At 63.7% G+C, this 12997-nt stretch carries 14 protein-coding genes and 1 pseudogene; 4 read left to right on the forward strand and 11 right to left on the reverse strand.

The window, feature by feature from the left end:
- Window positions 1-20: 20 nt before the first annotated feature.
- From BLQ92_RS19225 to BLQ92_RS19255, 7 genes are all read right to left on the reverse strand, one after another.
- Window positions 21-608, reverse strand: coding sequence for a LutC/YkgG family protein (locus BLQ92_RS19225; protein ID WP_090686124.1), 588 nt, complete (start codon window positions 606-608; stop codon window positions 21-23).
- A complete protein-coding gene (locus BLQ92_RS19230; protein ID WP_090686125.1) occupies window positions 595-1986 on the reverse strand; it encodes a lactate utilization protein B in 1392 nt (463 codons plus the stop codon). Before BLQ92_RS19230 ends, BLQ92_RS19225 begins: the two co-directional genes overlap by 14 nt.
- Window positions 1983-2726, reverse strand: a complete 744-nt coding sequence (locus tag BLQ92_RS19235) for a (Fe-S)-binding protein (protein WP_090686126.1) — start codon at window positions 2724-2726, stop codon at window positions 1983-1985. The genes BLQ92_RS19230 and BLQ92_RS19235 overlap by 4 nt, the downstream gene beginning before the upstream one ends.
- Window positions 2727-3013: 287 nt before the next feature.
- The gene (locus BLQ92_RS19240; protein WP_090686298.1) at window positions 3014-3745 is read right to left on the reverse strand and encodes a FadR/GntR family transcriptional regulator; all 732 of its coding nucleotides are present in this window, start codon (window positions 3743-3745) and stop codon (window positions 3014-3016) included.
- 231 nt (window positions 3746-3976) lie between these two features.
- Complete coding sequence (locus BLQ92_RS19245; RefSeq protein WP_244106277.1) at window positions 3977-4693, reverse strand: lytic transglycosylase domain-containing protein; 717 nt, start codon at window positions 4691-4693, stop codon at window positions 3977-3979.
- 143 nt (window positions 4694-4836) lie between these two features.
- A complete protein-coding gene (locus tag BLQ92_RS19250) occupies window positions 4837-6036 on the reverse strand; it encodes a pyridoxal phosphate-dependent aminotransferase (RefSeq protein WP_090686127.1) in 1200 nt (399 codons plus the stop codon).
- A gap of 270 nt (window positions 6037-6306) precedes the next feature.
- A complete protein-coding gene (locus tag BLQ92_RS19255) occupies window positions 6307-7800 on the reverse strand; it encodes an RNA polymerase factor sigma-54 (RefSeq protein ID WP_090686128.1) in 1494 nt (497 codons plus the stop codon).
- 369 nt (window positions 7801-8169) lie between these two features.
- Here BLQ92_RS19255 and BLQ92_RS19260 point away from each other — a divergent pair, with 369 nt between their 5' ends.
- Window positions 8170-8508, forward strand: a complete 339-nt coding sequence (locus tag BLQ92_RS19260) for a BON domain-containing protein (RefSeq protein WP_090686129.1) — start codon at window positions 8170-8172, stop codon at window positions 8506-8508.
- Window positions 8509-8593: 85 nt separating this feature from the next.
- Here BLQ92_RS19260 and BLQ92_RS19265 read toward each other — a convergent pair whose 3' ends face one another.
- The 3 genes and pseudogenes from BLQ92_RS19265 to BLQ92_RS19275 form a co-directional block, all read right to left on the reverse strand.
- Entirely contained in the window at window positions 8594-9046 is a 453-nt protein-coding gene (locus BLQ92_RS19265; protein WP_090686130.1) for a ferritin-like domain-containing protein, read from the reverse strand.
- Between the two features lie 587 nt (window positions 9047-9633).
- Entirely contained in the window at window positions 9634-9972 is a 339-nt protein-coding gene (locus BLQ92_RS19270) for a DUF1488 family protein (RefSeq protein ID WP_090686131.1), read from the reverse strand.
- 77 nt (window positions 9973-10049) lie between these two features.
- Window positions 10050-10340 (reverse strand): annotated as a pseudogene (locus tag BLQ92_RS19275) (DJ-1/PfpI family protein); the annotation flags it as partial.
- A 366-nt stretch (window positions 10341-10706) separates the two neighbouring features.
- On the opposite strand from BLQ92_RS19275, the gene BLQ92_RS19280 reads away from it, so the two are divergent.
- Window positions 10707-11381: an HAD family hydrolase gene (locus BLQ92_RS19280; protein ID WP_090686132.1), complete on the forward strand. Its 675-nt coding sequence runs from the start codon at window positions 10707-10709 to the stop codon at window positions 11379-11381.
- 1 nt (window position 11382) lies between these two features.
- Here the strand turns inward: BLQ92_RS19280 and BLQ92_RS19285 are convergent, their stop codons facing one another.
- Window positions 11383-11940 (reverse strand): hypothetical protein, encoded by a 558-nt coding sequence (locus tag BLQ92_RS19285; RefSeq protein WP_090686133.1) that lies wholly within the window; start codon window positions 11938-11940, stop codon window positions 11383-11385.
- Between BLQ92_RS19285 and BLQ92_RS39480 the strand changes: the two genes are divergently transcribed.
- Entirely contained in the window at window positions 11939-12277 is a 339-nt protein-coding gene (locus BLQ92_RS39480; protein ID WP_143016631.1) for a hypothetical protein, read from the forward strand. The genes BLQ92_RS19285 and BLQ92_RS39480 overlap by 2 nt on opposite strands.
- A 124-nt stretch (window positions 12278-12401) precedes the next feature.
- The gene (locus BLQ92_RS19290; RefSeq protein ID WP_090686134.1) at window positions 12402-12962 is read left to right on the forward strand and encodes an FUSC family protein; all 561 of its coding nucleotides are present in this window, start codon (window positions 12402-12404) and stop codon (window positions 12960-12962) included.
- The last annotated feature ends 35 nt before the right edge of the window (window positions 12963-12997 follow it).

Genomic DNA, 12997 nt, shown 5'->3' on the forward strand with positions numbered 1-12997 from the left:
GCCCGCGCGCCACTCTGCGATCACTGCGGCGCAAGCCACACCACGGTCAACGAGCGCACGCCCTGGGCGCCGCGAATCAGGACGCCTTCGATATCCGCGGTCGCCGACGGCCCGGTCACCAGCGCCGCGTAACGCGCATCGCGAAAGTCCGGGCGGCGGTACACGTCCTGCAAGCCATCGACAATCTGCGCCGGGTCGAGCAGCACAATCAGATGCTGGACCAGATAACCAATGGCATTGACGCGATACTCCTGTTCGCTGAACCACACCGAGCCGGTCTCGGCGACACCAAAGCGAGCCCGTACCACGCCCACATCGACGTCCTGCAGCGAGGCCGGCGGCGTATCGGCGCTCAGCGCCCGGGTGCCCGGCACCTCGGCCGTCGCCGAGCAGATCGAGGCCTGTGCGCCGAAACGCTCATGGATCAACGCCAGCACCTCGGCTGCCGATCCCGCATCGACACAGGCGCCGCCCATCCCTGCCAGCGCGCTGGTAAAGCGCTCGCGCAGATCGCTGCCAGGCGAGGCGAACAGCGGCACCACGGGACGCTGCCGCGCCTCGGGCTGGGCCGCGCGCACTTTCGCGAGGAATGCTTCACGCGTTGTCATCACCACCTCCACGATTCTTTCGGTACCACGCGTGAAACGTCAGCTTCGGCGCTTCCGGCAGTTCGCGCTGACGGCCCCAGATATTGAGCGGGTTATACAGCACGAAATTCGGCAGCCGGCGCAGCGCGCCGCCCATCGACGCCACCGTCGCCCGGTACAGTGTCGGACTGGCCAGCAGACGGCCGGCCATCTTCAGCACTTCCTGTTTGACGAACGGCACTTCGTGGCGCTCGGTAATCACTTCGCGCCACTTGTAGATCTGCTCGTGGATATTGATCTTCACCGGGCACACATTCGTGCAACTGCCGTTTAGCGTCGAGGCAAACGGCAGCGCGCTATAGCGCTTCAGATCGAAGGTGGGATTGATGATCGCGCCAATCGGACCCGAATACGTGCCGCCATACGAAAGCCCGCCACTGCGCCGGTACACCGGGCAGGTGTTCATGCAGGCGCCGCAGCGAATGCATTTGAGCGAATACCAGAAGTCCTGCATCGCGAGCCGCTCGGAACGGCCGTGGTCGACGAGGATGAAGTGCATCTCGGTGCCCGGACGCGGCGCGCGAAAATGCGAGGTGTACTGCGTGATCGGCGAGCCGAGCGCGCTGCGCGACAACATGCGGATAAACACGCCGAGGTCGGCAATCTTGGGAATCACTTTCTCGATGCCGATAGACGCAATATGCAGCGGCGGCACATTGGCCGACAGATCCGCGTTGCCTTCGTTGGTGCATACCACCACCGTGCCCGTTTCCGCCACGGCGAAATTGCAGCCCGTCATGCCAGCGGTTTTCTCGCGCACGAAATACGGCCGCGTATTCATCCGCTGGCTTTCAGCGAGGTAATGGATGTCGCTGTTCTCCGGGTCCGTGCCGATGGTGCGGCCAAACAATTGCGCGACGTCGCCGCGCAGCTTGTGCACCGCAGGCACCACCATATGACTCGGATCCTGATGGTCGAGCTGCTGGATGCGCTCGCCGAGGTCCGTTTCCATCACGGTAATGCCGCGCGGCTCGAGATAGTCGCGCATCGCGCATTCGTCGGTGAGCATCGACTTGCTCTTGACGAGCGTCGTCATGCCGCGCTCCGACATGATCTTGTAGACCAACTGGTTATGCTCTTCGGCCGTCGCGGCCCAGTGCACCACCACGCCGTTTGCTTCGGCCGCCGAGGCAAACTGTTCCAGGTACTCCGACAGATGCGAGAGCGTATGTTCCTTGATGCCGGATGCCAGTTCGCGCAGAGTTTCCCATTCAGCAATGTTGTGCGCCTGGGCGTCGCGTTTTTCGCGCAGATCCCACAGGCGCTTGTCGTGAAACGCCACATGCTCGGTTTTCGCAATGAAAGCGCCTGCGGCTTTCGCGTGGTCGATCCGGCTCATTCGCGCGCTCCGTTCAAAACCTGCGCGATATGGATAAAGCGTGCATCGGCTTTCATCCGTTCTGCACAGCCCTGCTGGTGCATCAGGCACGACATGTCGCCCGAGACGATATATTCCGCCCCCGCATTCAGATGGTCGCGGACCTTGTCCTGCCCCATGCGTACCGACACCGGCTCCTCGGTCACCGAGAACGTGCCGCCGAAACCGCAGCACTCATCGGGGCGCGCGGGCTTGACGAACTCAATGCCCTTGACGCCCTTCAGCAAGGTCAAGGGCTTCGAGAACGGCACCCCGGCCACTTCGGATATCGACGCTTCCTTCAGATGCCGCAACGCGCTGCAGCTATTGTGGAGTCCTACCCGATGCGGAAACTCAGCCCACGGAAACTCGCGCACGCCCAGCACGTCGTGCAGGAACTCGACCAGTTCATACGCACTGGCCCGCACTTTCTTCACCGCGTCGGTCTGCTCGATGGCAGTCAGGTGCTCGCGCACGTGATGGATGCAGCTTGCCGACGGTCCGACGATGTAGTCGTAGCCGGCGAAGTTGCGGGCGAACACCTGCTCGGTGCCGGCCGCTTCGGCCTGGGCGCCGCTGTTGCCCATCGGCTGTCCGCAGCAGGTCTGCTCCTGCGGATAGTCGACTTCAATACCGAAGCGTTCGAGCAATTCGAGCGTCGCGATTCCGACTTCCGGATAGAACGCGTCGATAAAGCAAGGGATGAAAAGTGCGACTTTCATGGTTTCCAGGGCCAGCTTATTGGGGGGACGAAGCAATGCCGGGCGAACCGCGCAAACCTATATCTACTCTACTGCGAATTCCGCGCGGTTGATGCCGACGTCATGCACTTGCTCGACCAGTATGACTGGTCTTGTTGGTCTGACCAAGAATATAAGGAAGTAGAAAAGACGTGTCAATCGCAGAATCGGGGGATGGAGCGTCGCGGAGAGTGGCCGGAGTTGGCTAGTCCGTGCCGGAGGCAGTGCAAGCCACGGCCAGCGGGGGCGCCTGCGGCGCCCCTCAGTGCTCACGACGGTTTCGCCGCCTCTTCTTCATACAATTCGCGCACGTAGGTCAAATGACGCTCGGCCGCCTTGCGGGCCTTTTGCGCGTCACGCGCCATGACGGCATCGAAAATCGCCTGATGCTGGGTCAGCAGTTGCTGCTCTTTGGCGTCGTCATAGTCGATCAGCCGGTGGTATTGCCGCATCCCCTCGCGGATCAGCGTATGGATGCCGTGCATGACATGCGCCAGCGCGATGTTGTGTGTCGAATCGGCGATCGCCAGGTGAAAGGCGGCATCCAGTTCCGCCAGGTTCGCGCGGTCGTCGGAGAGCGCGCAGGCCTTGAGCGCTTCGAACGCAACCTCGATCTTCTGCAGGTCCGCCGCGGTGGCACGCTCGGCAGCGTAGACGGTCGAGATCGATTCCAGCCCTTGGCGCAACTCGAGGATATCGGCGCTGGTGCGCGGATTTTGCAGCAGCAGTTCGGCCAGCGGCTTCGAGATGATCGGCGCGGTCACGTCGACAACGGTAAAGCCGCCCCGCCCCGAAGTTTCAATGTAGCCGTCTGCCTCCAGCCGGATCAGCGCCTCACGCAACGATGGCCGCGACACGCCCAATTGCGTCGCCAGATCGCGTTCGGCGGGCAGGCGGTCGCCCGGCATCAAGGCGCCGTCCGAGATCAGGCGTTTGATCTGGTCGGACACGACGTCGGACAGGCGTTTGCGCGTGAAGGACTGAATCGGGTGAAATTGCATGGGCGAGAGTGGCGTAGCGATAGAGGGCGTGACGGGCTGCGACATAACAGGCAGCGTCGCCAGGGCGCGTGACGCTTGCTCTGAACGCAGCGGCCGCAACTGGATGGCGCAATTATAGCGTCCGCATCTCGCCCGCATCCGGTATGGCATCCACGCTGAACGGCGCACCGGCCCGGGCGTGAATCGCCGGCGGCTTCGAGCGTTGGAATCGCGATCGTACTGCGACGCCCATCAGCGCGGTTCGACCAGCGAGACCTTGACGAACGGGTCGGGTTGCGCGTGCAGCCGCTCGGAGAACTGCTGCATGTGTAGCGCAACCCGCCGCGCATAGCCTTTACCGCCGCCGCTATAGCGCGACAACGCCGAATTCATGTCGCCGCCCGCATCGTCCAGATAGCCGCGCAGGATCGACGAGCCGATAGTCACGTTGACAACCGGATCGGACAGATCCTTGCCGCCCGAAACCAGTTGCGGATGCGCCGAAGGCAGCACCTGCATCAGGCCTTTGGCGCCGGCGGAACTGACCGCGCGGCGGTTAAAGCCGGATTCGGTGGCAATCACGCCGAGCAGCAGGACCGGTGACATTGCGAAGCGGTTTGCGGCATCGAGCACGGCGTTTGCAATCGCATTGGACTCGCCACGCGCGAGGCGAAATTGCCCTGACAGGATAGTTGCAATTTCAACCAACGCCGATGCTCTAGCTGTGCCCGCCGGCTGGCTGGCAACCACTGGCGGCGTCATGCTCGCCGCATCGAACGCCGGCATAGCGACATCCGGCGTCTCAATGCTCGGCGCAGCGACGCCCGGCACGTCCGTTATCACCGGCGCCTCGGCCGCCTGCATCGCACTCGTAAATGACAGTGCCAACGCGCCCAACGTCAAGCCCACCAGGCGTGCGGCCCGCGCGGCGCGGCTTTCGCTCCCCCTGTTCGTTTGTTTGTTCTGCATATCGCCCGCTGGTTATTAGCGTGCAATGAACAGTACGTGGAATCATGTATCGGGCGAACAAAAACCTGTCCGCCCGACGTAAACAGGGTATTAAGATCGCCGCTTTATCCATTCCGAATCAGCGGCGTCGCAGCGCAAGCGTTTTAGCCTGCCTTCAGCGCCGGCACCCCAACCTTCAAGCTGGCGACAAACGCCGCGATCCGGTCGCATGCCTCGGCCAGACGCGCCTCGTCGACCACAAAGCCGAGCCGCACGAAACCATTGGCGGTCTCGCCGAACGCGCTGGCATCGAGCAGCGAGACGCCTTGCGCACGAAACAGTTGCCAGGTGAAATCGACAGTGTCGAGGCCGCAACCGCTTACATCGACCATCATGAACATGCCGGCTTCGGGCAGCAGGCAGCGCAGTCCCGCCACCCGGCTCAAGCGTTCATAGACCACATCGCGGCGTCGGCGGTAAACCTCGCGCATCTCGGCGACGATCCGCGCCTTCTGCTCGAACGCGGTCAACGCCCCCTCCTGAATGAAGCCCGGCAACCCATAGAGCATGCACAGCGCGAGCCGGCCCAGATGGCCGATCAGCTCCGCCGGCCCGATCGCCCAACCCACCCGCCAGCCCGCCATGGCATGCGATTTCGACAGGCTCGCGACCGTCACCGTCCGCTCGGCCATGCCCTCGAGCGATGCGATACTGACGTGCTCGCGTTCGAAGGTCAGGTCGGCATAGACCTCATCGGACAACACCCACAGGTCGTGCTGACGGGCAAGTTGCGCGATGCGTTCCAGATCGGCGCGCGGCATCACGACGCCGGTCGGGTTACAGGGTGTGGCAAAGAAAATCGCCTTGGTGCGCGGGGTGATGGCCGCTTCGAGCGCATCGCAATCCAGGTGGAAGCCACGCGCCGGGTCGACCGGCACGGGGACGAGGGTCGCGCCCGAAGCGCGCACGCACGCTTCGTAAGTCAGATAGAGCGGCTCCGGCACGATCACTTCGTCGCCGGCTTCGCACAGACACAGCGAGGTCGCGAAGATGCCGTTCTGCGCGCCGGCGCACAGCATGACGTTCTCCACGCCGGCAGGTCTGCCGGTGGTGCGGGTATGCTCGCGCGCAATCGCGGCGCGCAGCGGCTCGCGCCCCACCACCGCGGTGTAGTGCGTGTCCCCACTGCGCAAGGCCTCGACCGCCCGCTCGACGATTGCCTCGGGCGTCGCAAAGTCGGGGTCGCCCACGCTCAGCACGATCACGTCCTCGCCTCTCGCGCGCGCCTGTTGCGCGGCATGATGAATCTCCCACGCGGACGTGCGCTTGCCTTGCAGGCGCTCGACCAGATTTGAATACTTCATCCCCACTCCTCGCGGGCCGGACAGCGGGGCCAGCCCGCCCTGTCCTGCTCCGCCGTTGCAACCTGCCGGACGCGCCGGCACGTCATGTTCGAGATATGTTCCATTACGCCTTGCCGCGCAGGCAAGGACGGACCGGGCGCAGGCGCGCCTTCGCCCCATCGCGATGATGCGATGACGCGCTGTCCGGTCAACAATGTAATGGGGAGTGGGAGAAACGTCCATCGTTGCGACCTCGCCGAGAGGCGCTGAGAGGCCGCAACGATGGAGAAATTAGATCTGCCGGCGCAATTCGGCCGGCGGCACCTTCATGAGGTGGCGGTACTTCGCCACGGTCCGGCGCGCCACCAGCACGCCCTGCTCGGCCAGCATGCGGGCGAGCGTCACATCCGAAAGCGGATCGCTGGTGTTTTCGGCGGCGATCATTTCCTTGAGCAGCGCACGCACCGCAGCAGCCGAACACGTGCCGCCGCTTTCGGTGCCAAGCTCACGCGGGAAAAAGTGTTTGAATTCGAAAATACCGCGCGGCGTGGCCATGTACTTGTTGCCGGTCGCACGGGAGATGGTGGACTCGTGCAGATCCAGTTCCTCGGCTACGTCACGCAGCACCATGGGCTTGAGCGCGATTTCGCCATACTGGAAGAAGGCCTTCTGATGCGCGACGATGCACTCGGCCACGCGCTGGATCGTATCGAAACGCTGTTGCGCGTTGCGGATCAGCCAGCGTGCCTCCTGCAGTTGCTGCGCAAGCGGCGAGCGGCCCGCGCCCGCCGACTGCGCAAACAACTCCGCATACATGCGATGGATGCGGGCGCGCGGCTGCACGGCCGGGTTGATCGTAACGATCCATTTGTTGCGTACCTGGCGCACGATCACGTCGGGCACGACATAGTTGTCTTCGGTACGGCCGTAGAAGTTGCCCGGCTTGGGGTCGAGCTTGCGCACCAGGGCGCAGGCCACGCGCAGCTCTTCTGCCGAACAGCCGATCTGCTTTTGCAGTTCCGCCTGCTCGCGGCGTGCGAGCCGTTCGAGGTGATGCTCGGCGATCGCGAGCGCCACCTCGCGGCCCGGCACGTCGGCAGGCATGGCATGTAATTGCAGCGCAAGACACTCGGACAGCGAACGGGCGCCGAGGCCCGGCCGGTCGAGCGACTGCACGAGGCGCAGCGCCACCAGCAATTCCTCTTCCGTCAAGGCCGGTTCAAGGTCGACGATCGCAGCGAGATCGGCCAGATCCTGACGCAGGTAACCGTCGTCATCGAGCGCCTCGATGACGAACCGTGCCACTTCGCGGTCGCGCTGATCGAGCCGGTATAGCCGCAACGCATCGTGCAATTGTTCACGCAGCGTCGGTTGGGCGCGGGCCCACTCGGCCGGATCGCTGCCCTCCGAGTCGCCGTTCTGGCGGGCTGAGCTGCGGCTAAACGAATCCCCGGAGAACTCGCCGGAGAAATCGCCAGACGAGTCATCCTGGGACACGCTTTCAGCTGTCTCGGCCGCCGCGCGCTCCATTATCGTCTCGGGTTCGGTTGCGGTAACGGTATCGCCACCCATGGCAGCGACGTTATCGTCGCTAGAGGAAGAAGTTGCGAGCGCAACGTCTTCGGTATCGGTCGAGTCGTATTCGAGGAACGGATTAGTGTCGAGCGCAGTCCGCAATTCCTGCTGGAACTCGAGCGACGACAGTTGCAACAGCCGCACCGACTGCTGCAAGCGCGGTGTCAGTGCGAGCGACTGCCTTGTGCGTAGTTCGATTGAGGGCGGCATTGTAGTGAGGTCCTGTGAACAGTTCGAAAAAGTCCTGTGACCTATGCACAGCAACTGCCGTACCAGCTCTCGCAACCTGCTGTTTTTTCTCAGCTTTAGATTTTTCTGGCGGTCCCGAAAGAGCGATTGCGCGCCATTTTTTACAACCGGCCGGAAAAATGCGGAGGGACGATGGGCAATCGGCGGGCCTGCCCCTGAGACCGCGATCCAGCGGGTGAATCCACCTGCTACACGGGGAAAAGCGGGGGGCAGGCGCCAGCCTGGGCCGCGTCTTGCGAAGTCGGGCACGCGGCTTGCGGACAGGCGTTGTGGACGGATCGAGGTAACGAAACCGCATCCCCTATCAACAACAGCAAAGGAGCATCATTTATGAAGACCCTCCCTACTCTCAAGGCAGCCGGCGCTATCGCCTGTGTCACTTTCGCTCTGAACGCCACCGCTCAAACCAGCGCGTCCGCCCCGCCGGCCAGTTCGGAAACCATGGGCCAGCATATCGACGACGGCACGATCACGACCAAAGTGAAGGCTGATCTGCTCGGCGCGAAGAACGTCAAGTCCACCCATATTCACGTGAAGACCCGCAAGGGCGTGGTGTGGCTCACCGGCACGGTGCCGAGCGCCGATGACAAGGCGGCCGCAGCGGAAGTCACGCAAAACGTGGACGGCGTGCAAAGCGTCAAGAATCGTCTGAAGGTGGTGGCCGAGTGAGCCACGAAAGTAAGCCACGAAAATGAGCGACAAAAGACAGCGGCAGGTCCAGGCCTGCCGCGATGCGCGTGAGTTTCGACCGAGGTTAATTCTTCGCAGCGGCGAACTGATCACGCAGATCGCGAATGCGATCGTGGTTCTGCAGGACGCCCTGGAACTGCTGCTCGACCACGATACGCACGTCGGCCGGCAGATCCTTCTCAAGTGCGTCGTGATAGCGTTTCTTCGCGACGTCCTCACCCTTTTCGCAGTCGGCAAGAATGGTGTGGTCGGTACGGCCCGCCACGGCGGACTTGACATCGGTCCAGCCGCGATGAAGCGCGCCCGCTACCGTGCCACCCGTCTCAGGCTTGCCGCCCAGTCGCTGGACCAGGTCCTGCAGTTCACGCGCGCCCCGCGAGCAGTCTTCCGCCCGCGACACGAATAGCGCCTTGAGCTGCGGATCATGCGCATCTTCGGCGGCCTTACGAAAGCCACGCTCGCCATCCTTCGACGTTTCAACCAGATCGTTCAATACAGCGGTCACGTTGGTAGACATTGCATTCCTCCGGGGTTTCGTGGTTCATCCAGTTCGCTGCCGGGGTGGCTGCGACTCGCCTCTTGTCCCGCATGCCGCGTGCCCGGCGTGCAAGAAATAGCGGGGCGCAGCGCGCTTTGTCGAGGCACACCGGCGCCGGCCTGGCAAACTTACCCAGCGACGTAAATGTTGCCGGCGCACACCATCGCTCCAACGCAGAAGCCCAAAGCAGCAAGGGCTTCTGCGGAGCTGGGCGTAAATGGCATGGAGGTTGCTCAGACACTCCTGCCTGCAACGGTGCGCGACGGCTGAAGGGCACGCCCGAGGCACCCCACTCGAATGCGGCACGCCGCATCAGGGCCTCGCGCAGGTTGCCTGCGCAGTCACGCGCGGCGAGCGCCCCACAGATGACGCGCTTCATCCGCAACGGTCCTCACTGAGAATCTGGGTTTAAGGTTTGGCGCGCGGCAGCCGAACGTATCAGGCCGCCGCCTTTTTTTGGTTTGACGCCAGCGTGAACCTGGAACGCGGTAGAAGTTAGGATCAGCGACATAAACCCTCCTTGTCAGCGCGAAAGATGGTCGTGGGCGCGTCCTCTGTGGCGCGCTTCATTGCACATGACCTGGCTCCATTCCTTCGACCCGGAAAAGGCCGCTATGCAGAATCACCGCTGCACCGCCGCTCTGATCGAGCGCTTCGGCGCAGACCGAGCGGATCCGGCGCCGGCCCTGTTCGAAGGCGGCAAGCAGCGACTCTTCCAGCGCCGATCGCGCGCCGAAGTGATCTTCCAGTGCCTCGGCCGTAATGGCGCAGATCACCGGTTCACCGTCCACTCTGGCCGTAAACTGCACGGTCAGGCTCGAGCCGTCGAAGCCAGGTGCGTCGTCAGGAAAGGTAATGCGCATGGTGGCGTCCTCATAGGCTGGCCGAGGCAGAATTGCATTCATGGCGCGCTCGGTTAGGATTGCTTCGAGTGCTGTTGGCCCGGCTTGCGCTTCGTTAGGTGCGCAATCAACGTTCTATTGAAGGCCTGTGCTTGCGGCAGCAGGCGAATCGCATCGCTGTTCACCAAGCCGCCCGGCAACACGAGCGCGTCGTATTGATCCGCACTGGCCTTGTCGAAGGCCGCGTCGACGTCGACTGCATCGCCTTTGTCGACATGTTTAAAGCCCTGGATCTTGCCCGGCTTCGCGGAGACGACGTGCACCGTGGCGCCAGCCTCGGCCAGCGCGCGCTTCGGTTCGAAAAGCTCCGCCTGCTCGAAACCATCGACTGCGAAGACCGCCACCTTGCAGCCCTTAAGTGACTTAGTCATATGCATTTCTCCTTTGCGAGCGTGGAAATGGCTTGAACCGGCATCGGGCCGGGTCACGCGGCAAGCTATGCCTCACCTCATCAGAACTTCACGTGTTCCGTTCACCGAGCCAGGCAGCAAGCGCTATGCCTGTCGAATCTCCTCGATCACCCGTAGCTCTCGGCTTCTGCATGGAAGCGCCGCAAGGGGCGTTCCGCGCGGCATACGCGGCGACATGGGCATCTGCCTTGCCTGTCCGGCTCGATACGCGGCGCGTGGGTTCGCAAGCGCCCAGCCCCTAGCTGTGAACTTCCTCGCCCATCCTCGCGCACAAAGGTGCACCATACTGCTTTTCGCAGCATCGCCACCCGTTTCCGGAGGAACACCATGCGCATTGAAACCGCCTTCCTGTTCGACCTCGACGGCACGCTGGTCGACAGCGTCTATCAGCACGTCCTCGCCTGGAAGCAGGCACTCGATCAGGAGGGAATCGAACTGTCCGTATGGCGCATCCATCGCAAGATCGGCATGAGCGGCGGCCTGTTCACCCATCAGCTGTTACGCGAAACGCACAGCGAAATGAGCGCCGAGCGTATCGAGCGGCTGCGGCAGGCGCATGCCGAAGCGTATCGCCAGCTCGGCAACCAGGTGCGGCCGCTGCCCGGTGCACGCGAACTGCTCGAGGCGCTGACCGAAAGCGGCACGCGCTGGGCGATCGCGACAAGCGGCCGGATGGAAACCGCCGCCGTGAACCTGGCCGCGCTCGGTGTCGATCCGGAGAAAACGGTCGTCGTGACGCGTGACGCCGTCAAATATGCCAAGCCCGACCCCGATCTGTTCATCGCGGCGGCCCACCGGCTGGGTGTGCCGATCGAGCAAAGCGTGGTGGTCGGCGACAGCATCTGGGACATGCTCGCCGCGCAGCGCTGCCGCGCGTTGGGAGTGGGCCTGCTATCGGGCGGATACGGGCAGGATGAACTCGAGCGCGCCGGTGCGCTGCGGGTTTATGAAGACCCCGACGATCTGCTGCTGCACCTCGACGAGGTGGCCGCACGACCCTGATCTACCACGGGCTGCACGGGGCGATGATGAGGATCGCAATCTCAGTCGCAATCAGGCCGAGGATGAACATCGAACTGGACAACGCGGAGAGGCGTGCCAGAAACCAGTCGCGCTCGGCGCGTGTGCCCTTGAGCGCCGACGGGAAACGCCATGGGATGCGCGCGGTCCGCCACAGGTTGCGCCATGCCACGAGGGTGCCGAAACCGCCGAAGATCAAACAGACCAGACTGACGAGCACCACGGTGAGCGGTGTCCACGCCATCGTGTGCACAACGAATAGCGGGCTGCCCACCGCGCAACTGGCGCCCAACACCATATCCGCGATCCCCACCTGAGCCAGCCAGGCAAGCGGCGCGACCAGCAGCGCAATGAGGATCTGCGTCGCGCTGATTGGCTGGGCGGCTGCCTGCTGTGGGCTGATCGGTTGCCGCTTGTCCTGCGGTGTGGCTGCCGGCTCGCGCACGCGGCCGTGACCGTGGCTGGCCGGAGTACGAGTGTCGGCGCCGCGGCCACGGCCGTGACGAGTGTGGGCGCGCGAGTTGAATCGATCCGCGGTCATGCTGATTCCGATAAAAAGCCTGGGTGTTCATCCGTGGTCCCGCTTCGCCTGCTGCAGCCTGGAGCGAGGTCCCGTGAAGGCGCGGGCGCGGCGCTCGAAGCAGGCAGAGTGGCTGTCAAGGGCGGCGGCCGGACGTTCTCTCTGTGCAGTGCAGCAAGAAACGGGCCGAATTCGCAAGGCATGGAAAAGCATGCTGGCGCAGGGCTGCTCGACCCGCTCAGCCGGTGAGTCCAGCAAGCGGTGCGCAAGAATTGCAATCGCCGGGACGCTTTTTACGCGTGCCACGCTGGAGCAGGCCAAGCGCAAGCTGCGCATCGCGTTCGGCCGCGCGCCGTAGGTGCGTTGCGGCACTCGTGCGCGCCTGCACCGCGCCCCTCCCCCCGCGCGCCGCCACCACCACGCCCGAGCCGATAGAATACGTAGCTCCGCAGAACGGCCTCGTCGAAAGCGCCCCAACCTCTATGACGGAATCCCACCAGACCCGGCGCGCCGCGCAGGCGAGCGCCGCGAATTCGCTGTTCGCGTTCCTGAAAACGCTGCCGTTCTCCGACCGGTTAATAGAGGGCTGCGTCATGGCCGTGCAGGCGGTCATGGGCGCAAGCATCGCTTTTACGCTCGCCCGTCATCTGCATGCCGAGCAGCCGTTCTGGGCCGCCATCACGGCAATTGCGGTCAGCCAGCATAGCTATGTGGATACGCGCAACCTGTCGCGCGACCAGTTTATCGGCGCGATGGTGGGCGGCGTGTGCGGTCTCGCCGGCGCCGTGCTGGGCGACGGGTATTTCATTGCGTATATGGTGACGGTCGGCGCGGCCATCATCTTGTGCTGGTGCGCGAATATCGGCAGCGCGGCGCGTCTTGGCGGCATTACCGCCACGATCATGCTACTGGTGCCGCGCATCGGACCGGCCTGGGAAGTCGCGCTGATCCGGCTCGGCGAAGTGACGCTCGGCACCGTCAGCGCGTTGCTGGTGTGCTGGCTGATCCGCGCTATCGAGAAGCGCTGGTTCGGCAAAACCTGAGCAGCGGCGGCGGGCGCAGGTCTTACCGTGCGCCC

The sequence above is a fragment of the Paraburkholderia phenazinium genome, assembly GCF_900100735.1.
Classification (GTDB): Bacteria; Pseudomonadota; Gammaproteobacteria; order Burkholderiales; family Burkholderiaceae; genus Paraburkholderia; species Paraburkholderia phenazinia.

Coding starts and splice junctions, on each gene's coding strand:
- BLQ92_RS19225 (WP_090686124.1), bottom strand. CDS start 608: ATGACAACGCGTGAAGCATTCCTCGCGAAAGTGCGCGCGGCCCAGCCC.
- BLQ92_RS19230 (WP_090686125.1), bottom strand. CDS start 1,986: ATGAGCCGGATCGACCACGCGAAAGCCGCAGGCGCTTTCATTGCGAAA.
- BLQ92_RS19235 (WP_090686126.1), bottom strand. CDS start 2,726: ATGAAAGTCGCACTTTTCATCCCTTGCTTTATCGACGCGTTCTATCCG.
- BLQ92_RS19240 (WP_090686298.1), bottom strand. CDS start 3,745: ATGCAATTTCACCCGATTCAGTCCTTCACGCGCAAACGCCTGTCCGAC.
- BLQ92_RS19245 (WP_244106277.1), bottom strand. CDS start 4,693: ATGCAGAACAAACAAACGAACAGGGGGAGCGAAAGCCGCGCCGCGCGG.
- BLQ92_RS19250 (WP_090686127.1), bottom strand. CDS start 6,036: ATGAAGTATTCAAATCTGGTCGAGCGCCTGCAAGGCAAGCGCACGTCC.
- BLQ92_RS19255 (WP_090686128.1), bottom strand. CDS start 7,800: ATGCCGCCCTCAATCGAACTACGCACAAGGCAGTCGCTCGCACTGACA.
- BLQ92_RS19260 (WP_090686129.1), top strand. CDS start 8,170: ATGAAGACCCTCCCTACTCTCAAGGCAGCCGGCGCTATCGCCTGTGTC.
- BLQ92_RS19265 (WP_090686130.1), bottom strand. CDS start 9,046: ATGTCTACCAACGTGACCGCTGTATTGAACGATCTGGTTGAAACGTCG.
- BLQ92_RS19270 (WP_090686131.1), bottom strand. CDS start 9,972: ATGAATGCAATTCTGCCTCGGCCAGCCTATGAGGACGCCACCATGCGC.
- BLQ92_RS19280 (WP_090686132.1), top strand. CDS start 10,707: ATGCGCATTGAAACCGCCTTCCTGTTCGACCTCGACGGCACGCTGGTC.
- BLQ92_RS39480 (WP_143016631.1), top strand. CDS start 11,939: ATGCTGATTCCGATAAAAAGCCTGGGTGTTCATCCGTGGTCCCGCTTC.
- BLQ92_RS19285 (WP_090686133.1), bottom strand. CDS start 11,940: ATGACCGCGGATCGATTCAACTCGCGCGCCCACACTCGTCACGGCCGT.
- BLQ92_RS19290 (WP_090686134.1), top strand. CDS start 12,402: ATGACGGAATCCCACCAGACCCGGCGCGCCGCGCAGGCGAGCGCCGCG.